15 protein-coding genes are annotated in these 21,603 nt (G+C 60.2%); 11 read left to right on the top strand and 4 right to left on the bottom strand.

Annotation, left to right across the window (positions count from 1 at the left end; translation table 11 throughout):
* Nucleotides 1-146 precede the first annotated feature (146 nt).
* The gene (locus tag H3028_RS13390; RefSeq protein WP_181297472.1) at nucleotides 147-719 is read left to right on the top strand and encodes a carboxymuconolactone decarboxylase family protein; all 573 of its coding nucleotides are present in this window, start codon (nucleotides 147-149) and stop codon (nucleotides 717-719) included.
* A 307-nt stretch (nucleotides 720-1,026) separates the two neighbouring features.
* Here the strand turns inward: H3028_RS13390 and H3028_RS13385 are convergent, their stop codons facing one another.
* The 4 genes from H3028_RS13385 to imuA form a co-directional block, all read right to left on the bottom strand.
* Nucleotides 1,027-2,250: an MFS transporter gene (locus H3028_RS13385; RefSeq protein ID WP_181297471.1), complete on the bottom strand. Its 1,224-nt coding sequence runs from the start codon at nucleotides 2,248-2,250 to the stop codon at nucleotides 1,027-1,029.
* 183 nt (nucleotides 2,251-2,433) lie between these two features.
* A complete protein-coding gene (locus H3028_RS13380) occupies nucleotides 2,434-5,511 on the bottom strand; it encodes an error-prone DNA polymerase (protein WP_181297470.1) in 3,078 nt (1,025 codons plus the stop codon).
* A complete protein-coding gene (locus H3028_RS13375) occupies nucleotides 5,508-6,923 on the bottom strand; it encodes a DNA polymerase Y family protein (RefSeq protein WP_181297469.1) in 1,416 nt (471 codons plus the stop codon). Before H3028_RS13375 ends, H3028_RS13380 begins: the two co-directional genes overlap by 4 nt.
* Before the next feature lie 7 nt (nucleotides 6,924-6,930).
* Complete coding sequence (gene imuA, locus H3028_RS13370; RefSeq protein ID WP_181297468.1) at nucleotides 6,931-7,548, bottom strand: translesion DNA synthesis-associated protein ImuA; 618 nt, start codon at nucleotides 7,546-7,548, stop codon at nucleotides 6,931-6,933.
* 329 nt (nucleotides 7,549-7,877) lie between these two features.
* On the opposite strand from imuA, the gene ccoN reads away from it, so the two are divergent.
* From ccoN to cmk, 10 genes are all read left to right on the top strand, one after another.
* Nucleotides 7,878-9,317 (top strand): cytochrome-c oxidase, cbb3-type subunit I, encoded by a 1,440-nt coding sequence (gene ccoN / locus H3028_RS13365; protein ID WP_181297467.1) that lies wholly within the window; start codon nucleotides 7,878-7,880, stop codon nucleotides 9,315-9,317.
* A gap of 148 nt (nucleotides 9,318-9,465) precedes the next feature.
* Nucleotides 9,466-10,047, top strand: coding sequence for an alpha/beta hydrolase (locus tag H3028_RS13360; RefSeq protein WP_181297466.1), 582 nt, complete (start codon nucleotides 9,466-9,468; stop codon nucleotides 10,045-10,047).
* Nucleotides 10,048-10,118: 71 nt separating this feature from the next.
* Nucleotides 10,119-10,760: a peroxiredoxin gene (locus tag H3028_RS13355; protein WP_181297465.1), complete on the top strand. Its 642-nt coding sequence runs from the start codon at nucleotides 10,119-10,121 to the stop codon at nucleotides 10,758-10,760.
* A 251-nt stretch (nucleotides 10,761-11,011) separates the two neighbouring features.
* Nucleotides 11,012-12,088, top strand: coding sequence for an S-methyl-5-thioribose-1-phosphate isomerase (gene mtnA / locus H3028_RS13350; protein WP_181297464.1), 1,077 nt, complete (start codon nucleotides 11,012-11,014; stop codon nucleotides 12,086-12,088).
* A gap of 123 nt (nucleotides 12,089-12,211) precedes the next feature.
* Complete coding sequence (gyrA, locus tag H3028_RS13345) at nucleotides 12,212-15,019, top strand: DNA gyrase subunit A (protein WP_181297463.1); 2,808 nt, start codon at nucleotides 12,212-12,214, stop codon at nucleotides 15,017-15,019.
* Between the two features lie 140 nt (nucleotides 15,020-15,159).
* The gene (serC, locus tag H3028_RS13340; protein WP_181297462.1) at nucleotides 15,160-16,245 is read left to right on the top strand and encodes a 3-phosphoserine/phosphohydroxythreonine transaminase; all 1,086 of its coding nucleotides are present in this window, start codon (nucleotides 15,160-15,162) and stop codon (nucleotides 16,243-16,245) included.
* Nucleotides 16,245-17,342 (top strand): prephenate dehydratase, encoded by a 1,098-nt coding sequence (gene pheA, locus H3028_RS13335; RefSeq protein ID WP_181297461.1) that lies wholly within the window; start codon nucleotides 16,245-16,247, stop codon nucleotides 17,340-17,342. The genes serC and pheA overlap by 1 nt, the downstream gene beginning before the upstream one ends.
* An 81-nt stretch (nucleotides 17,343-17,423) precedes the next feature.
* On the top strand, nucleotides 17,424-18,533 hold the full coding sequence (gene hisC / locus H3028_RS13330; protein WP_181297460.1) for a histidinol-phosphate transaminase: 1,110 nt from the start codon (nucleotides 17,424-17,426) through the stop codon (nucleotides 18,531-18,533).
* Nucleotides 18,534-18,565: 32 nt separating this feature from the next.
* On the top strand, nucleotides 18,566-20,776 hold the full coding sequence (locus H3028_RS13325) for a bifunctional prephenate dehydrogenase/3-phosphoshikimate 1-carboxyvinyltransferase (RefSeq protein WP_181297459.1): 2,211 nt from the start codon (nucleotides 18,566-18,568) through the stop codon (nucleotides 20,774-20,776).
* On the top strand, nucleotides 20,773-21,459 hold the full coding sequence (gene cmk, locus H3028_RS13320; RefSeq protein ID WP_181297458.1) for a (d)CMP kinase: 687 nt from the start codon (nucleotides 20,773-20,775) through the stop codon (nucleotides 21,457-21,459). The genes H3028_RS13325 and cmk overlap by 4 nt, the downstream gene beginning before the upstream one ends.
* Nucleotides 21,460-21,603: the final 144 nt, after the last annotated feature.

Here is a 21,603-nt window from a genome sequence, read left to right as displayed (position 1 = left end):
GAGCAGCTTTCTCATCGAACCGATTTGACATATGAACCGTTCGGTCCAGAATGAGGGCTGCCTGGCAGTAACAATCAACTGGGCAATCGGTAATGCAGTTATCTCAACGTGATCAATACGGTTCCACTTAGCGAGGAAGAACATTCATGCTTAGCGAATATCAGCTCACATTGCCCGGCCTAGGACTGGAAAACGCAGACGGCCGAGCCAAAGTCGTTCTGGAGAAGGCCAAGGCACAGGTCGGCTTCGTTCCCAATATGTATGCAGGAATGGCCAACTCGCCTGGCCTGCTGGAAACCTATCTCGATGGCTATTCTGCGTTTCGCAAGGAGTCGGGTTTCACCCCGGCCGAGCAGGAGCTGATATTTCTGGTGATCAGCCGTGAGAATGGCTGCGAATACTGTATGGCTGCACACAGCACGCTGGCTGACAAACATTCCGGCCTCGCGCCAGAAATTACCGATGCTATCCGCGGCGGACAGCCTGTTGGTGACCAAAAGCTTGCCGCTCTGGCTGACTTCACCCGCACGCTGTTTCAGACGCGCGGCCTGCCTTCGCGAGGGGCGGTGGAAGGGTTCCTCGCGGCCGGGTACGGCGAGCGGCAAATCCTTGAGATCGTGCTAGCGCTCGCGGTCAAGACGCTCAGTAACTACTCCAACCATCTGTTCCACACGCCTTTGGACGACATGTTCGCTGGTCGAGCCTGGAAGCAGGGCTGATCGATCTGTTGAAGCAGCATCAGGGCAGGGCCCGAGACCCGGCAGCGTAGGAACGCGGCCTATGCCTGGACCGGAGCGTTCAGGCATAGGCTATGGCCAAACGAAAACCATGCTTGCGGGCCGCCGAAAGAAACCCTTCAGTGAACAGTGTGGCGATGTGGCTGGGGATGACGATAGCCTGCGGCATGTCGTTTCCGAAAATAAACGAAGTGCCGCCCGGTGAGCCGGACGGTGAGGTGATCCGAAGCGGTAGTTGGCTGCGCCCAGGGTCAGCAGGTCAGGAGATGTGGCCGGATCATGCCCTACGTCAGTTGCGTTTGATCTCGGTAGTAGAAGGCAAGAAGATCGTGAGCATGCCCAGCAGCGGCATGAACGAGCACAGCAGGTAGACGTATTCAATTCCGCGCAGGTCAGCCAAATGACCAAGTGCTGCTGCTGCGATCCCGCTGAAACCGAACATCAATCCGAAGAACACACCGGCGATCATCCCGACGTTGCCGGGTACGAGTTCCTGTGCGTAGACAACGATGGCCGAGAAGGCAGAGGCCAGGATGAAGCCGATAATCACGCTGAATACGCTCGTCCAGAACAGGTCGAGATAAGGCATTGCCAACGTGAAAGGTGCCGCACCAAGGATCGAAAACCAGATCACGGCCTTGCGTCCGATTCTGTCGCCGATCGGCCCGCCGAAAAAGGTTCCGGCTGCCACGGCGCCTAAGAACAGAAACAGGTGCAGTTGAGAACTGGCAACGGAAAGGTCGAACTTCTCGATCAGGTAGAACGTGAAATAGTTGGTGATACTCGCCATGTAGATGTATTTGGAGAGCACCAGCAGAGCGAGGACGCTCAGCGCTGCTGTGACTTGCCGGCGGGAAAGCCCGTGGGTGGGTTGGGCTCCCGCCTTTTTCTTGTAAGTGTTCAAGTGGCCGCGATACCACTGACTCAGCCTGTATTGCACACCGATGGCAAACAGCCCGAACAGGCCAAACCACAAGATGTTGCTCTGACCAAAGGGCACGATGATGGCGGCTGCCAGTAAGGGTCCGATAGCCGTGCCTGCGTTTCCGCCGACTTGGAATGTCGATTGAGCCAAGCCAAAGCGCCCCCCCGAAGCCAGGCGAGCCACACGCGATGTTTCGGGGTGGAAGGTGGATGAGCCAATGCCGATCAGCGCCGCTGCCATGAGTATGGACGGGAACGTGTCCACGGCACTTAGCAGCAGGATGCCGATCAAGGTACAAACCGCACCGGTTGGCAACAGAAAGGGTTTGGGGTGCCGGTCGGTATAGAGGCCAATCCAGGGTTGCAGCAGCGAGGCGGTCGCCTGGAACGTCAAGGTGATCAAGCCTACCTGGGTGAAGGTCAGGCCATATTCGGCCTTGATCAGCGGATAGATCGCCGGCAGGACAGCCTGAATCAGGTCATTGATCAGGTGAGCGAGAGCGCAGGAAAGGATGATGCCCATCGCCAATGGACTGGCTGTAGCGTCGCCGGAAAGTGGTGCTGCAGCCTGAACACTGGATGTCGCCATTGATAGACACCTGATCTGTGTGAGTTTGAAGCCTGGGTACCAGTACGACCAAAATCCATAGGATATGAGACGCAGCGTTCTACCAATATTGGCGTTTTCTATATTGGGAGAACAGCAGTAATCAACTACCCGAGTGATTGCGGATTCAGCAGGCTGTATCGCCCTCGATCGTGCGTGCGGGATTTATTGGAAGTCCCGACTGCGTATATCCAGCCCGGTCAGCAGAGGCGTGAGGTCGTTCAGGCGCCCGGCGATGACGTGACGTACGCCGTTCGCTGATTCCAGATGGCCGTCGATCCGCAGCAGCTGCGATTGAATCAGCACCCTTCGCTGGCGCTCGGCCAGATCGCGCCAGACCACTACGTTAATCATGCCGAACTCATCTTCCAGGGTAACGAAAATCACACCGCTGGCGGTCTGTGGGCGCTGGCGACCGATCACCAGGCCGGCAACGCTGACTGGGCGGCCATGCTCTAACTCGGTCAGGTTGCGCGAGCTGCGACAGCGCAGGCTCCTGAGATGATCGCGCAGCAGGGCCAGCGGGTGCGGACCAAGTGTGGTGCCGAGGATCGCGTAGTCGGTCAGGAGATCTTCACCTGCTGAGGGAAGGGGCAGGGGCACAGGTGCTTCCTGTGGTGCAAGTTGCTCAGCGAACAACGGCAACTGTGGCTCGACCCCGGCCACTGCCCAGCGTGCCTGATGACGATGCCCGGCGAGGCCGTGCAGCGCGCCGGCATCGGCCAGCCGTTCGCGGGCACGGGTATCCAGCCCGGCGCGGAGACACAGGTCATCGACGGCAACGAATGGTTGAATCTGACGTGCTGCTTCGATGCGCCGCGCATCCTCTTCGCGAAAGCCGCGTACCAGGCGTAGGCCCAGGCGGATCGAAGGTTGCTCGTTGCCGGTCGGCTCAAGGCTGCAATCCCAGTCGCTGTGGTGGACATCCACGGGACGGATTTCCAAGCCATGGCGGCGGGCGTCCTGGAGAATTTGATCGGGATTGTAGAAACCCATCGGCCAACTATTGATCAATGCGCAGGCGTAGGCGGCTGGTTCGTGGCATTTCAGCCAGCAACTGGCATAGGTGAGCAAGGCGAAGCTGGCGGCGTGGGATTCGGGAAAGCCATAGCTGCCGAACCCTTTGATCTGCTCAAAGATGCGTGCGATGAAGTCCGCCTCATAACCCTTGGCGAGCATGCGCTCGGTCAGGCGCTGGCGATGGTGCTCCAGACCGCCATGACGCTTCCAGGCGGCCATGGACCGACGCAGTTCGTCGGCTTCGCCGGGGGTGTATTCGGCGGCAACGATGGCCAGTTCCATCACTTGTTCCTGAAACAGAGGCACGCCAAGGGTGCGTTCGAAGACGGGTATCAGCTCGTCGGATGGGTAATCCACGGGTTCTTCTTTATTACGTCGGCGCAAGTAGGGGTGAACCATGTCGCCCTGAATTGGCCCCGGCCGCACGATGGCGACCTGTATCACCAGATCGTAAAAGGTCTTGGGGCGCAACCGCGGAAGCATGGCCATCTGCGCCCGCGACTCGATCTGGAACACGCCAACCGTATCGGCGCGGCTGATCATGTCGTAGGTCGGCCGGTCTTCCTGCGGCAGCGTGGCGATGGTCCAGCGTGTACCGCGATAGCGTTCGATCAGGTTGAAACAGCGGCGCAGAGCGCTGAGCATGCCAAGTGCGAGGACATCGACCTTGAGAAGACCGACCAGGTCGAGGTCGTCCTTGTCCCACTGAATCACCGTGCGCTCGGCCATGCTGGCATTTTCCACCGGCACCAGGGTCTCCAGCGAGTGCTCGGAGATGACGAAGCCACCGGGATGTTGTGAAAGGTGACGAGGAAAACCAATCAGCTCGCCGGTCAACACCAACACCCGGCGCAGCACGGGGCTGCTCGGGTCGAAACCGGCTTCACGCAAACGCTCATCGTCGGGAATCCGGTCGCTCCAGCGCCCGCAACAATCGGCCAGTGCATTGACCTGATCCGGTGGCAGGCTGAGCGCCTTGGCTACGTCGCGCAAGGCACCGGTGGCGTGGTAGGTGCTGGCCACGGCCGTCAGTGCGGCACGAGCGCGGCCATAACGACGAAACACATACTGAATGACTTCCTCGCGGCGTTCGTGCTCGAAGTCGACGTCGATGTCCGGCGGCTCGTTGCGTTCGCGGGAGAGGAAACGTTCGAACAATAACTTGCTCCGTGCCGGGTCGAGTTCGGTGATGCCCAGCACGAAACACACGGTCGAGTTGGCCGCCGAGCCGCGGCCCTGACAGAGAATGTTGCGCTCACGGGCGAAGCGGACGAGGTCGTGCACGGTGAGGAAGTAACTTTCGTACTTTAGCTCGGCGATCAGTTGCAGCTCATGTTCGATCTGTGCACGAACCTTTACCGTTACGCCTGCTGGCCATCGCCAGCGAGCACCTTCCTCGACCTGTTCGCGCAGCCAGGAGGTGGCACTGTGGCCCGCAGGCACCAGTTCATGCGGGTAGTGGTATTTCAACTGGCTGAGATCGAACCGACAGCGCTCGGCGATGCGCAGCGTTTCGGCGAGTAGTTCGGGTGGGTACAGCTGGGTCAGTTCCTCGTATCGACGCAGATGGCGTTCGCCGTTAGGGGATAGATAGCGTCCGGCCTCCGCCACCGGCAGATGATGCCGGATCGCGGTCATGCAGTCTTGCAGGGCACGGCGCCCGCGGGCATGCATATGCACATCGCCGCAGGCCACTGCGGGTATGTTCAGGCGTGTGGCCAATGCCTGCCATTGGCTCAGGCGCAGCGCATCGTCCGGTCCTCGATGCAGCTCGATGCCCAACCAGAGGCGCTCTGGAAAGCGCTCGCGTAGCCACCGGCCCTCGACATCGGCATCGGAGTGATGGGCAATCCAGATGGCCAATAACCCATTCAGCGGCTCGCTCAGGTCTTCAGGGAGAAGCTGATAGCGCCCTTTCTCGGCGCGGCGTCGGGCACGGGTGATCAACCGACACAGGGCCTGATAGCCAGCGAGGTCTTCTACCAACAGGACCAGCTTTGGTCCGTCTTCGATCTGGATTTCGCTACCGATAATCAGTGGCAGGCCAATATCCTTCGAGGCCTGCCAGGCCCGTACGATGCCGGCCAGCGTGCATTCATCGGTAATGGCCAGAGCCTGATAGCCGAGGCGTGCGGCGCGCTCGAAGAGTTCGCGGGCACTGGAGGCGCCCCGCTGGAAACTGAAGTTGGACAGGCAATGCAGTTCGGCGTAGCCGGCCATCATGCGAACCAGCCGTGCAACAACAGCGGGCCTCCATCCTTGATCTGGCGAAAGGCCCAGCCGCGCTGGCCATTGCGGGTTTCCACCAGGTAATAGTCACGGCGCACATCGCCACCGTCCCACCACCCGGATTCGATTCGCTCGGGGCCGGCGAGAACGCGAAGGGAGGCTTCGTGCAGTGGTTTCGACTCGGCCAGAAGCCACCCGGGGCGAGGACCGGCACCTGTTGGGAGTTCATTCTGAGCTGCATGCTGCGTCTGCCATGCGCACTCGGGGCGGTGATCGGCTCGAGCGCCGAGCCCTTGCACGGCGTCGTCACCCAGGCGGGCCCGCAAACGCTCGCGCAGTTGTTCCCAAGGCAACGATTGCTGTGGGCGCTCGTCGAACAGTTCACGATGCTCTGGGACGAAGGCCGGCAGCTCGCGCGCGACCAGGCGCACCGCCAGTACCGGTGCTGGCAGCTGCAGATGCTCCAGGCGGCCACGGGTCAGCTCGAACAGCATGGCCGGATCGCGCTCGGCGCTGAGCAGGCCGACCGGCATCTGGCTGTCGGCCAGGTTGCGGTGCTCCAGAAGCAAAGTGAAGCGCTGCACACCGCTGTCACGGCCGGCCAGGTAGGCGGCGAGATCGGCGGTCAGGCGGCGCAGTGGAAACAGCAGTGCCTGATTCGACTCGACCTCGAAGTTCAACTCAATTCGAGCATCGAAGCGGTCTGGCGGCCGATAGAAATCCAATGCCAAAGGACGATGCTCAAGCAGGGTGTCGAGGTGTCTCAATGCTTCTGCGGGGAAGCGCCGCGCCAAGCCATCGCGGGGCAGGGCGAGCACCTGCTTCAGTGTTCGCAGGCCCATGCGGGCAAAAGCGGTCGCCACTTCACGCGGCAGGCCGATACGCTCTACCGGTAGTGGGGCCAGTACGCGATGCAATGTCTCAGTATCCATCACGGCCAGGCCATCGTGCACGTTGGCCAGGACGCGTGCGGCGGCCGGATTGGGCGCCAGAGTAATGCGATGCCCAAAGCCCAGTGTGGCGAGTTCCTCGCGCAGGCGCGCCTCCAGGCGAGGCCAGGGGCCAAATAGGCCGAGACTGGATTGCACTTCCAATAGCAGGCAGCGCGGGTAATGCAGGCTGACCTGCGAACTGAAACCGTAGGCCCAGGCCGCGAGGAATTGCTGCCAGCGCTCGATCGAGGCTAGGTCATAGTCGGCAGTGGCGAAGCCGCGAGCCAGGGCCTGGGCGGCTATCAAGGATTGCCCCGGTCTGAGGCCGAGAGACCGCGCGGCCGGATTAACCGCCTGCAACACGCGACGTTGTGGTGTTCCACTCAAGAGCGCCAGTGGCGCCCCGGCATTGGTGCGGTTGCGCAGCACACCATCCATGGCCAGTTGCGGTAGCAGGATGCAGACCCAGAGCATGGCCATCTCAATGGCACGCCGCAGTGGGAATCGGGCGCGCCGGCGGCAGGCCGCCGCGGCACTTGAGCACACGCAATTGTGCCGGTTGGGCTTCGACAGCCAGGCGCAATGCCGCCGGCGAAGGGTTGATCGCCTCACTCAGTGGGCGATAGGCAAAAGCCAGAGTTTGGCCGGCTTCGGCGGCGACCTGCAGGCGACGCAGGGCGCGATCATCGGCTTGCTGCGGCCAGCACAGCACCGCCCCGCAACTGCCTGAGCGCAGGCATTGCTCGGCGGCCCACAAGGCGTCGCGGCCCTGAGCGCTGATAATCGTCAACTGACGAAGATCGACACCAGCAGCCAGCCAGGCATGGGGATAGGGCCTATGAGGTGGAGCCACCAACACCACGCGTTCGTTGGCCGTGGTCAGTCGCGCCAGGGTCGGCCAGAGCAGGCGCAGTTCGCCGATGCCGGTACTGGCGAAGAGAATTTCGCTCAATGCCGATCTCGGCCAACCACCGCCGGGCAACGCTGCATCCAGCACGGCATGCCCGGTTGGCTGGGTGTCGGGCAATATGATTCTGGCCTGGCCGCGCCACAAACGACGCGCATCGAGTAGATGGTTGAGTGCGACCTCGGATGACATAACGATGGGATATCCGGACTACTGTATATGGATACAGTATTGTGCTGCCGGGATGATGGTCAAGCTGGAGCGATGAAATGTATGCAATTGAGCTGAGTTTCTTACTGGTCCTTGATGGCTGGCTTCGCCAAGAAAAGCCGCCAGCCATCGCTGCGGCTGCGATGGGTAAGTCTCTTATATAAAAATTATCTTATTTAAAGCTCATCAATATTCGTTATCTTTATTTTATCTTTCACCACACACTTCCGAACTCCAGTCGATATCGCGCCGATTTTGGCCGGGTTGGCTGGGAATGATGTTCAGCTATCACTCATCTGTTTGGAAATGCTATGGCCGCTGCACCTTTTATTGAGACGACCCCGATATACAACTACGAGGTTGTCCGTCGCTTTACTCTGATGACGCTGTTCTGGGGCGTGCTCGGGATGGGCATGGGAGCTATCCTCGCAGCTCAGTTGGTCTGGCCGCAGCTCAACCTTGGCTTGCCATGGACCAGTTTCGGGCGCCTGCGTCCGGTCCACACCAATCTTGTTATTTTCGCGTTTGGCGGCGGAGCGCTGTTTGCGACCTCGTTCTATGTCGTCCAGCGCACCTGCAAGGTGAGGTTGATTTCGGACTGGTTGGCTAATTTCGTGTTCTGGGGCTGGCAGGCGGCGATTGTCGCCATGCTGTTCAGCTACCCGCTCGGTATCACGTCCTCCAAGGAATATGCCGAGATGGAGTGGCCCATCGCGCTCTGGATGACACTGGTATGGGCGGCGTATGCCTATCTATTCATCGGCACGATCGCGCGGCGCCGGACTCAGCACATCTATGTCGCCAACTGGTTCTACGGTGCCTTTATCGTCGTGACGGCGATGGTGCACGTCATCAATCACGTGGCCATTCCGGTGACCTTGTTCAAGTCCTACTCGGTCTATTCCGGCGCCACGGACGCGATGATTCAGTGGTGGTACGGCCACAGCGTGGTGGGTTTCATTCTCTCGGTGGGCTTTCTCGGGATGATGTACTACTTCGTGCCGAAGCAGGCCGAGCGGCCGGTGTATTCCTATCGCCTGTCCATCGTCCATTTCTGGGCAATCATCAGCCTGTACATCTGGGCCGGTCCGCATCACCTGCACTACACGGCGCTGCCAGATTGGGCGCAGAGCTTGGGGATGGCGATGTCAGTGGTGCTGTTGGCTCCGAGCTGGGGTGGAATGATCAACGGAATGATGACGCTGTCGGGCGCCTGGCATAAATTGCGCACCGACCCGATCCTGCGCTTTCTGGTGGTATCCCTGGCGTTCTACGGCATGTCCACCTTCGAGGGACCGATGATGGCCATCAAGACCGTCAATGCGCTATCCCATTACACCGACTGGACTATCGGCCACGTTCACGCCGGCGCCCTCGGCTGGGTCGCGATGATTTCCATCGGCACGCTCTATCACATGATTCCCAAGCTCTGGGGGCGCGAGCAGATGTACAGCGTGGGGCTGATCAACACCCACTTCTGGTTGGCGACTATCGGCACCGTGCTCTACATTGCCTCAATGTGGGTCAACGGTATTACCCAGGGGCTGATGTGGCGTGCGATCAACGACGACGGCACGCTGACCTATTCCTTTGTCGAAGCACTTGAAGCCAGCCATCCCGGCTATTTGGTACGCCTGATTGGCGGCGGTACCTTTGTTCTGGGCATGCTGCTGATGACATACAACGCCTGGCGTACTGTTCGCTCGGCGGACAGAACCGCCATCGAGGCTGCGAGCGCACAGCTAGCCTGAGCTGAGACTTAAATAAAGACGATAAAAGAGCTCTGCCGTTTTGTTGCGGGGCTTTGATGAGAGGTTATAAGCAAATAATTTCTTATTCTTTTTCGGTGAGTTGTGCTTGTGACTAGACTGGCTTCCATTACTTCGGAGGCACACCGCGATGCGCAGCGAATCGATCCGTTATCTGATAGTGCCCGGCTGGCAAGGCTCGCCTGAGACCCACTGGCAAAGCCATTGGCAGCGCAGTCTTCCTAACAGCGCGAGGGTAGAGCAGTCCGATTGGCTGAACCCTCGCCGCGAACAATGGGTTGCCGAGCTGGATCGCAGCATCGCTATGAGCGCCCAGCCAGTAATCCTTGTCGCGCACAGCCTGGGCTGCATCACCGTCGCACATTGGGTTGAGCATGCCTCGGTCGACACGCTGCAGCGGGTTCGTGGTGCACTGCTGGTCGCTCCGGCCGACGTGCAGCGGACCGGCTGCCCGGACGCCCTGCGTAATTTCGCACCGATTCCACGCCAGGTTCTGCCCTTTCCAAGCCTGTTGATCGGCTCCGACAACGATGCCGCCGCGACAGCGGATCGGGCTATCGAACTGGGCCTGGATTGGGGAAGTGACACCGTCATTCTGGGCGGCGCCGGCCACATCAACACCCAGTCGGGGCATACCCGTTGGGAGCAGGGCTTCGCCTACCTGTATCGCCTGCAACATCACATTGCCCAGCAGGCCCGTAAGACAGCCTGAGACAAAAGATCAGGACCCGACCGCCTCAAGGCGGTCGTTATCAGCAGCAACTGCATGAGGAGAGAGAAGACATGAGCATCCGTCTCGGTGACATCGCACCCGATTTCGAACAGGACTCCAATGAAGGCGGCATCCGCTTTCACGAATGGCTCGGTAACAGCTGGGGCGTGCTGTTCTCTCACCCGGCAGACTTCACGCCGGTCTGCACCACCGAGCTCGGCTTAACCGCCAAGCTGAAAGATGAGTTCGCCAAGCGCAACGTCAAGGCCATCGCGCTGTCAGTGGACCCGGTTGATTCGCACGTGAAGTGGATTGATGACATCAACGAGACCCAGAGTACGCAGGTCAACTTCCCGATCCTGGCTGACGCCGATCGCAAGGTGTCCGAGCTGTACGACCTGATTCACCCCAATGCCAACGACACGCTGACGGTACGCTCGCTGTTCGTCATTGATCCGAACAAGAAAGTGCGTCTGATTATTACCTATCCGGCGAGCACCGGGCGCAACTTCAATGAAATCCTTCGCGTGATCGATTCACTGCAGTTGACCGACAACCATAAGGTCGCGACGCCGGCCAACTGGCAGGACGGCGACGAGGTGGTGATCGTGCCTTCGCTTCAGGATGAAGAGGAGCTCAAGCAGCGCTTCCCGAAGGGCTATCGCGCAGTGAAGCCGTATCTGCGCCTCACTCCGCAGCCGAATCGCGAATAGGTCGCAGGTCGACGCAGTTCGCGTCTGCCGATCGCGCGAACGGCCTTTGCTTGTGCTGGAAAAATCAGTCGATTAGGATTCGCGCCCGGGTATGGAGGCGCGAGTGTTCTTATCACTCCGCATGACCCTATCGAATGTTGAAGCCCGGTTCGGAGACGACCGGGCTTTTTCATGCGCCGGCTCGCCGTTGTGAACGGACCGGTTACGTCCCTGATGGTCAGGGGCGCCAGTAAAAAAGAGAGAGGATTGCCATGCGCGAACGCTTGTTGGCCGCGGAAAAAGTGAAGGCTATCGAGTGGCAGGACGGGCAGCTGCGTTTGCTCGACCAGCGCAAACTGCCGCTAGAAGAGGTGTGGCACACCTACGATTCTGCGGCAGCTGTTGCCACGGCTATCCGCGAGATGGTTGTACGCGGCGCTCCGGCAATCGGTATCAGCGCGGCCTATGGGCTGGCACTGGGGCTCAGGGCTCGGCTCGCCGAAGGCAGCGACTGGCGTGCGGCGCTGGAAGCAGACTTCAAGGTGCTTGCCGATTCACGCCCGACCGCCGTCAACCTGTTTTGGGCGCTGAATCAGATGCGTGAGCGGCTCGACCGTCTGAAGCCAGGTGAAGATCCGCTGGCGGCTGCTGAGGCCCAGGCTATATCCATTCATGCCAGTGATCGCGAAGCCAACCTGACCATGGCGCAGTTCGGTGTCGATCTGATTCGCAAGCACCAGGGCAATCCGCAGAACCTGCTCACTCACTGCAATACCGGTGCGTTGGCTACCGGTGGTTTCGGAACCGCGCTTGGCGTGATCCGCGCGGCGCACCTGGAAGGGCTTGTCGAGTGCGTTTACGCCGACGAGACCCGCCCCTGGCTGCAGGGCTCGCGGCTGACCGCATGGGAACTGGCAGGCGAGGGCGTGCCGGTCACGCTGAATGCCGACTCGGCTGCGGCGCATTTAATGAAGACACGCGGCATCACCTGGGTGATTGTCGGGGCCGATCGAATTACCGCCAATGGTGACGTTGCCAACAAGATCGGCACCTACCAGCTCGCCGTCCTGGCCATGCACCATGGCGTGCGGTTCATGGTGGTGGCGCCAAGCTCGACCATCGACATGGAGCTGGAAACCGGCGACGACATACCGATTGAGGAACGTGCCGGCAGCGAGTTGCTGGAGGTCAACGGCCAGCGGTTCGCGGCAGAGGTCGATGCGTTCAACCCGGTATTCGATGTGACGCCAGCGGACCTCATCGATGCCATCGTGACCGAAAAGGGCATAGTCGAGCGCCCGAGCGCGGCCAAGCTCGCCGCCTTGATGAGCCGCAAGCGACTCCATTGAGCACCTGGCCACACCCGGGACATCTCTTTCCGGGTGTGCATCCTGGAGCCTCCGGCTCGCCAGCTGTGATACTATCCCGCGCTTAATCGCAGGACCCTGCTGACTATAAGGAACCAGGCTTCCATGGGCGAACTGGCCAAAGAAATCCTCCCGGTCAATATCGAAGACGAACTCAAGCAGTCCTACCTCGACTACGCCATGAGCGTAATTGTCGGGCGAGCGCTGCCGGATGCGCGCGACGGATTGAAGCCTGTGCATCGTCGTGTGCTTTTTGCCATGAGCGAGCTGGGTAACGACTGGAACAAGCCATACAAGAAATCCGCCCGTGTGGTCGGTGACGTGATCGGTAAATACCATCCTCACGGTGACTCGGCGGTTTACGACACCATTGTGCGGATGGCGCAGCCTTTCTCGTTGCGCTACATGCTGGTCGACGGCCAAGGTAACTTCGGTTCGGTCGATGGCGATAACGCTGCAGCCATGCGTTACACCGAAGTGCGGATGGCCAAGCTGGCTCATGAGCTGCTGGCCGACCTGGACAAGGAAACCGTCGACTGGGTGCCCAACTACGATGGCACCGAGCAGATTCCGGCGGTCATGCCAACCAAGATTCCGAACCTGCTGGTCAACGGCTCCAGCGGCATCGCCGTGGGCATGGCAACAAACATCCCACCGCACAACCTGGGCGAAGTGATCGATGGCTGCCTGGCGCTGATCGAGAATTCCGAGATCACCATTGATGAACTCATGCAGTTCATTCCGGGGCCCGACTTTCCCACCGCTGGTATCATTAACGGCCGCGCCGGCATCGTCGAGGCCTACCGCACCGGTCGCGGACGCATCTACATGCGGGCGCGTTCGATCATCGAAGACATCGACAAGGTCGGTGGCCGCCAGCAGATCGTGATCACCGAGCTGCCCTATCAGCTGAACAAAGCGCGACTGATCGAGAAGATCGCCGAGCTGGTGAAAGAGAAGAAACTCGAGGGCATCACCGAGCTGCGCGACGAGTCGGACAAAGACGGGATGCGCGTGGTGATCGAACTGCGTCGCGGTGAGGTGCCTGAGGTCGTCCTCAACAATCTCTACGCCCAGACCCAGCTGCAGAGCGTGTTCGGCATTAACGTGGTGGCGCTTATCGACGGCCAGCCGCGCACGTTGAACCTGAAGGAGCTGCTTGAGGCCTTCGTGCGTCATCGCCGTGAGGTCGTCACCCGTCGGACTGTCTATGAGCTGCGCAAGGCGCGTGAGCGTGGACATATTCTCGAGGGGCAGGCGGTTGCGCTCTCCAATATCGACCCGGTTATCGCGTTGATCAAGGCGTCGCCGACGCCGGCCGAGGCGAAGGAAGCTCTGATTGCCGAAGCGTGGGAATCGAGTGCCGTCGAGTCGATGGTTGAGCGTGCCGGTGCCGACACGTGCCGCCCCGAGGGACTCGATCCACAGTACGGTCTTCGCGACGGCAAGTACTACCTCTCGCCGGAACAAGCCCAGGCCATTCTGGATTTGCGTCTGCATCGCCTGACTGGCCTCGAGCATGAAAAGCTGCTCGGCGAATATCAGGAAATTCTGACCCAGATCGGCGAACTGATCCGCATCCTGACCGATCCGGTACGCCTGATGGAAGTCATCCGCGAGGAGCTCGAAGGCGTCAAGCGCGACTTTGGCGACGCACGTCGTACCGAAATTCTTGAGGCGCGCCTGGACCTGACACTGGCGGACCTGATCACCGAAGAAGAGCGCGTCGTCACCATCTCCCATGGCGGCTATGCCAAATCGCAGCCGCTGGCGGCCTATCAGGCGCAGCGTCGTGGTGGTCGAGGCAAGGCGGCTACAGGCGTCAAGGAAGAGGATTACGTCGAGCATCTGCTGGTCGCCAATAGCCATACCACGCTGTTGCTGTTCTCCAGCAAAGGCAAGGTGTATTGGCTCAAGACCTACGAGATTCCTGAGGCTTCGCGCGCATCGCGCGGTCGGCCACTGGTCAACCTGCTGCCGCTGACCGAAGGCGAATACATCACCGCCATGCTGCAAGTGGATATCGAGGCCGCACGTCAGCAGCAGCTGAACGGCGACGACGATGTCGAAGATGCGGAAATCATCAGCGAAACCGATGAGGCGGAAGAACTGCTCGAGGGCGACGAAGCCGACGAGTCAATAGACGAGCCGACCGGCACCTACATCTTCATGGCGACCGCCAAGGGCACCGTGAAGAAGACCCCGCTGTCTCAGTTCAGCCGCCCACGCAGTGTCGGTCTGATCGCGCTCGGCTTGGAAGAGGGCGATACACTGATCGCCGCCGCGGTGACCGATGGCGCCCGTGAAGTCATGCTGTTTTCCGACGGCGGTAAAGTAATCCGCTTCAAAGAGAAGCACGTGCGCACCATGGGTCGCACCGCCCGTGGCGTTCGCGGCATGCGCCTGCCGGAAGGCCAGCGTCTGATCTCCATGCTGATTCCCGAGCCCGATGCGCAGATTCTCACCGCGAGCCTCAATGGCTATGGCAAGCGCACCGTGATCGGCGAGTTCCCACGTCGCGGTCGTGGTGGCCAGGGTGTTATTGCCATGGTGACCAACGAGCGCAACGGCCCGTTGGTCGGTGCTGTCCAGGTGCAGCAGGGCGAGGAAATCATGTTGATTTCCGATCAAGGCACGCTAGTTCGCACCCGTGTCGATGAGGTTTCATCGCTGGGTCGTAACACTCAGGGTGTCACGCTGATCAAGCTGGGCAAGAACGAACATCTGGTTGGCCTCGAGCGGGTTCAGGAACCCTCTGAGGAGGACGTCCTGGACGATATCGAAGCGGTTATCGATGAGGATGCCCTGGATAAAGAAATGCCCGTTGTCAGCACCGAGCCAAGCGAAGATGACTTGCTCGGCGGCGGGGGGGACGTTCCGCCAGACGTAGTGCCTACCGACGACGACAACTGATCAAACGACGGCGCAGCCCCTAAAGGCTTCGCCGTCGTTTCGTTGCAGACTCTGCTGCAGATGAAGGAATGGCAAGCCCTGACCTGGCCTTAGGCCGGGGACGGAGCGAGCAAGGTATCGACCGTTTTGAGAGAACGAAGATGAGCAAACGCGCCTTTAACTTCTGCGCCGGCCCGGCCGCGCTTCCCGAGGCGGTGCTGCAGCGCGCCCAGGCTGAACTCCTCGATTGGCAAGGCCGCGGTTTGTCCGTGATGGAAATGAGCCATCGCAGCGACGAATACACGGCGATCGCCGAGAAGGCTGAGCAGGATTTACGCGATCTGCTGAGCATTCCCTCGAATTACAAGGTGCTGTTTCTGCAGGGTGGCGCCAGCCAGCAGTTTGCCGAGATCCCGTTGAATCTGCTGCCCGAGGGCGGCGTCGCGGATTACATCGACACGGGCATTTGGTCACGCAAGAGTATTGAAGAGGCCAAGCGTTTCGGCCATATCAATGTCGCTGCCAGCGCCAAGCCTTACGATTACTTTGCGATTCCCGGCCAGAACGAGTGGGCGCTCAGCGACAATGCGGCCTACCTGCACTACGCCAGCAACGAAACCATTGGCGGTTTGCAGTTCGACTGGATACCGGAGCTTGGCGACACGCCGCTGGTAGTCGACATGTCTTCTGACATCCTCTCGCGTCAGCTGGATGTTTCCCGGTTCGGCCTGATCTATGCGGGCGCGCAGAAGAACATCGGCCCATCGGGCCTGGTGGTAGTGATCGTTCGCGAGGACCTGCTCGGTCGTGCACGCTCCAGCTGCCCGACCATGCTTGATTACAAGGCCGCCGCCGACAACGGCTCCATGTACAACACGCCTGCGACCTTCTCTTGGTATCTCTCCGGCCTGGTATTTGAATGGCTGAAAGAGCAGGGCGGCGTTGAGGCGATGGAGCAGCGCAATCGCGCCAAGAAGGAGCTGCTCTACGGGGTGATCGATTCCAGTGACTTTTATTCCAACCCGATCTCCAGCAATGCCCGCTCTTGGATGAACGTGCCGTTCAGGCTGGCCGACGAGCAATTGGACAAGGCATTTCTGACTGGGGCCGAGGCCCGCGGGCTGCTCAACCTGAAAGGTCATCGCTCGGTCGGCGGCATGCGTGCCTCCATCTACAACGCGGTGGGCCTGGATGCCGTCGAGGCGCTGGTGGCCTATATGCGCGAATTCGAGAAGGAGCGCGGCTGATGAGTGATGTCGACCGGCTGAAGGCGCTGCGTGTGCGCATCGACAGTCTCGACGAGAAGATTCTCGAGCTGATCAGCGAGCGTGCCCGTTGTGCCCAGGACGTGGCGCGGGTCAAGACCGCATCACTGGCCGAAGGCGAGGAGGCGGTGTTCTATCGTCCCGAGCGTGAAGCCTGGGTGCTCAAGCACATCATGGAACTGAACAAGGGGCCGCTGGACAACGAAGAAATGGCGCGCCTTTTTCGGGAGATCATGTCGTCCTGTCTGGCTCTGGAGCAGCCGCTGCGAGTCGCCTATCTCGGGCCGGAAGGTACCTTTTCACAGGCCGCAGCGCTCAAGCATTTCGGGAACTCTGTAATCAGCAAGCCTATGGCTGCCATTGATGAGGTGTTCCGTGAGGTGGTCGCCGGTGCGGTCAATTTCGGCGTGGTCCCGGTGGAAAACTCCACCGAGGGCGCGGTCAACCACACCCTCGACAGCTTTCTAGAGCACGACATCGTCATCTGCGGCGAAGTCGAGTTGCGTATCCATCATCATCTGCTGGTCGGCGAAACGACCAAGACCGACCGCATCACTCGCATTTATTCTCATGCGCAATCGCTGGCGCAGTGCCGCAAGTGGCTGGACGCGCATTATCCGAACGTTGAGCGCGTGGCGGTTTCCAGCAATGCCGATGCAGCCAAGCGCGTGAAGAGTGAGTGGAACTCCGCCGCAATCGCCGGCGACATGGCCGCTCAGCTTTATGGCCTTAGCAAGATTGCCGAAAAGATCGAAGACCGCCCGGATAATTCCACGCGTTTTCTCATCATTGGCAGCCAGGAAGTTCCGCCTACTGGCGACGACAAGACCTCGATCATCGTTTCCATGCGCAACAAGCCTGGCGCGCTGCATGAATTGCTAATGCCATTTCACTCCAATGGCATCGATCTCACGCGGATCGAAACCCGCCCTTCTCGCAGCGGTAAATGGACCTATGTATTTTTCATCGACTGCATCGGCCATCACCAGGATCCGTTAATAAAAGATGTACTGGAGAAGATCGGTCGAGAGGCGGTGGCACTTAAGGTGCTGGGGTCCTATCCGAAAGCGGTACTTTAAAAACAGCCGCAAGCGTCGAGCTACGAGCCACAAGCACTGGCTTTTTCTTGCCGCTTGCCGCTTGAGCTTGAGGCTTAATGTATGAGCTGTGATTTCCTCGCCCTGGCTCAGCCAGGTGTGCAAAAGCTGTCGCCTTACGTGCCGGGCAAGCCGGTGGACGAACTGGCTCGTGAACTCGATCTCGATCCCGCTACGATCGTCAAACTGGCCAGCAACGAAAACCCGCTTGGCCCCAGCCCGAAAGTCATCGAGGCGATCAGGGCGCAGCTCGGCGAGCTGACCCGCTATCCTGATGGCAACGGCTTCGTGCTCAAGCAGAAGTTGGCCCAGCGGTATGGCGTCGCCATTGAGCAAGTGACGCTCGGCAACGGTTCCAACGATATCCTTGAACTGGTCGCGCGTGCCTACCTTGCGCCAGGTCTGAATGCGGTATTCAGCGAGCATGCGTTCGCGGTCTATCCCATCGCCACCCAGGCCGTCGGCGCGCAAGCGAAGGCGGTCCCGGCCCGGCAGTGGGGCCACGATCTCGATGCCATGCTGGCGGCTATCGACGAGAACACTCGTATCGTGTTCATCGCCAACCCCAACAATCCCACCGGTACCTGGTTTGGCGCCGATGCGCTGCAACGCTTTCTCTCCGGTGTGCCGAATCATGTATTGGTCGTGCTGGATGAGGCCTACATCGAGTATGCCGAGGGAGGAGAACTGCCGGATGGACTGAGCTTCCTGGCTTCGCATCCCAATCTGCTGGTTTCCAGAACATTCTCCAAAGCGTACGGGTTGGCTGCGTTGCGTGTGGGTTATGCGGTCTGTTCGGCGGAAATTGCCGACGTGCTGAATCGTGTGCGCCAGCCATTCAATGTCAACAGCCTCGCGCTTGCGGCGGCTTGTGCCGCGCTGGACGACATTCGGTATCTGACCGAGAGCCGGGCTTGCAACGCTGCCGGTATGCTTCAACTCGAGGCTGGCTTCAAGCAGATGGGGCTGGATTGGATTCCCTCGAGAGGCAACTTCATTGCGGTCGATTTCGGTCGTGATGCGGCTCCTGTGAATCAGGCATTGCTGCGCGATGGCGTTATCGTTCGGCCGGTCGCGGGCTACGGGATGCCGACTTTCCTACGGGTTTCCATCGGCACTGAAGCGGAAAATGCCCGTTTTCTAGGTGTCTTGCGCAAGGCACTCGGACGTTGAGCGGAAACACGGAACCGCTTCCAGATTTGCCAATGGTGCAACGGCTGGTTGTTGTCGGTCTGGGGCTGATTGGTGGCTCCTTCGCGAAGGGGCTGCGGGAAGGCGGGCTCTGTGGCGAGGTAGTTGGTTTCGATCTGGATTCTCGCTCTCGCGAGCTAGCCGTCGAGCTTGGTGTAGTGGATCGCTGTGCTGATAATCTCGCGGACGCTTGCCAGGGCGCGGATGTCATTCAGTTGGCCGTTCCGATCCTGGCGATGGAGCGCGTGTTGGCAGAGCTTGCGGCCCTTGACCTCGGGAACGCCGTGCTGACCGATGTCGGCAGTGCCAAGGGCAACGTAGTGCGCTGTGCCCAGGAACAGTTCGGAAGAATGCCACCGCGTTTCGTGCCGGGGCACCCGATAGCCGGCTCGGAACAGAGCGGCGTAACGGCTGCCGAAAGCACGCTCTTCCGACGACACAAGGTGATCCTGACGCCGCTGGAGAACACTGATCCCGTCGCATTGTCGCTTGTCGACGGGCTGTGGCGTGCGCTGGGTGCGGATGTCGAGCACATGGACGTCCGGCATCATGACGGCGTCTTGGCAGCGACCAGTCATCTTCCCCATCTGCTGGCTTTCGGTTTGGTGGACTCGCTGGCCAAACGCAACGAGAATCTTGAAATATTCCGTTATGCCGCCGGTGGATTTCGCGACTTCACTCGCATTGCCGGCAGCGATCCGGTGATGTGGCACGACATCTTTCTCGCCAACCGCGAGGCGGTGCTGCATACCTTGGACGATTTTCGTGCCGACCTCGACGCGCTACGCGCCGCGGTCGATGAAGGAGACGGGCATACATTGTTGGGCGTGTTCACGCGCGCCAAGGCTGCCCGCGAACATTTCAGCAAAATACTGGCTCGCAGAGCCTATGTGGACGTTATGCATTCCAAAGATCTGATCTTCCTCGCCACCCCAGGTGGCAGCCTCAGCGGTCAACTTCGTGTGCCAGGCGATAAATCCATTTCCCACCGTTCGATCATGCTCGGTTCGCTTGCCGAAGGCACCACCGAGGTGGAGGGATTCCTCGAGGGCGAGGATGCCCTCGCGACCATCCAGGCATTTCGCGACATGGGCGTGGTCATCGAAGGGCCGAATCAGGGGCGTGTTACCGTCCATGGCGTTGGCCTGCATGGCTTGAAGCCGCCTCCGGGCCCGATCTACCTCGGCAATTCCGGTACCTCGATGCGGCTGCTGGCCGGGCTGCTCGCCGCTCAGCCATTCGATACCACCCTGACGGGTGACGCTTCTCTGTCCAAGCGACCGATGAATCGCGTGGCCAAGCCCTTGCGCGACATGGGGGCGGTGATCGAGACAGCGGCCGAAGGGCGCCCGCCGCTGACCATTCGCGGCGGCCAAACGCTGTCCGGCATGCATTACGAAATGCCGATGGCCAGCGCCCAGGTTAAATCCTGTCTGCTCCTGGCCGGTCTTTACGCCGCGGAGAAAACTTCGGTTACCGAACCGGCACCAACACGCGATCACACCGAGCGAATGCTGCAAGGTTTCGGCTACCCGGTGAAAGTCGAGGGTAGCACCGCCACGGTCGAGCCCGGCCACACGCTGCGCTCGACGCAGATCGAAGTGCCCGCCGATATCTCTTCATCCGCGTTCTTCATGGTTGCGGCCAGCATCGCGCCGGGCTCTGACGTTACGCTTGAGCACGTCGGGGTTAACCCAACCCGTACCGGTGTTATCGACATCCTCAAACTGATGGGGGCCGATATCCAGCTGACCAACTTGCGTGAAGTAGGCGGTGAACCGGTTGCGGATATCCGTGTGCGTGCTGCTCAGCTCCGGGGCATCGATATACCGGAAGACCTCGTCCCGCTCGCAATCGACGAATTTCCGGTGCTATTCGTCGCGGCGGCCTGTGCTGAGGGGCGGACGACATTGCGCGGTGCCGAGGAGCTGCGGGTCAAGGAATCCGACCGTATCCAGGTGATGGCCGATGGTCTGCAAATACTCGGCGTGAAGGCCACTCCGACCCCGGACGGGATTATCATCGAGGGCGGCGCTGCCTTTGGTGGGGGTGAGGTCTGGGCCCACGGCGATCACCGCATCGCGATGTCCTTTAGTGTCGCTGCGCTTCGAGCCAGTTCGCCTATCCGCATCCACGACTGCGCCAACGTGGCTACATCGTTCCCGAACTTTCTTGCACTGGCCGAACGGGCTGGGATGCGTGTAGGTGTGGAGGGTAATTCATGATCAGCCAGGTCCCGGTCATAACCATTGACGGCCCGAGCGGCTCCGGCAAGGGCACAGTTGCGGCGCTGCTGGCGGCCAAGCTGGGATGGAATTTTCTCGATTCCGGTGCGCTTTACCGTTTGCTTGCCTTCGCTGCGCGCAATCATGGTGTCGATCTGACCAACGAGGAAGCGCTCAAGGTTCTGGCAGCTCATCTGGATGTGCAATTCGGTGCGGATAAACACGGTCATGGGATGCAGATCGTTCTCGAAGGCGAGGAGGTCACTCAAGAAATTCGCAACGAACAGGTTGGGGCCGGCGCTTCGCAGGTCGCGGCATTGCCGGTTGTACGCGAGGCGTTGCTGCAGCGTCAGAAAGCATTCCGCGAACCGCCTGGCCTTGTCGCGGATGGTCGCGACATGGGAACTGTGGTTTTCCCTGACGCGCCCTTGAAGATATTCCTCACCGCCAGCGCGGAGGAAAGGGCGCGCCGGCGCTTCCTGCAGTTGAAGGCCAAGGGCGATGATGTTAATCTCGCGAGTCTTCTCGATGAGATACGGGCACGTGATGAGCGTGATACCCAACGTGAGGTGGCTCCGCTGAAGCCGGCAGACGATGCCGTACAGTTGGACTCGACCGACCTATCCATCGAGCAGGTGTTAGGACAGATTCTGAGCGAAGTCGCCAAGCGCGACTTCGCCTGATGACTGGCCGCCACAGGGCGGCTCGACGGTTCCTGAGGTTCAGGGCTGTTAACAAGGAGGCATGTGGGAGACCAGAGCTAGTCCCGCAGGCCTTTTTTTATATGAATGAACCCACGTTATCTGGGATGTGGAGATTGGGCGGAT

This window comes from Pseudomonas sp. Q2-TVG4-2 (genome assembly GCF_013620795.1).
GTDB lineage: Bacteria > Pseudomonadota > Gammaproteobacteria > Pseudomonadales > Pseudomonadaceae > Stutzerimonas.
Note: the sequence above shows the minus strand (reverse complement) of the source record. Positions and strands in the feature narration are given on the sequence as shown.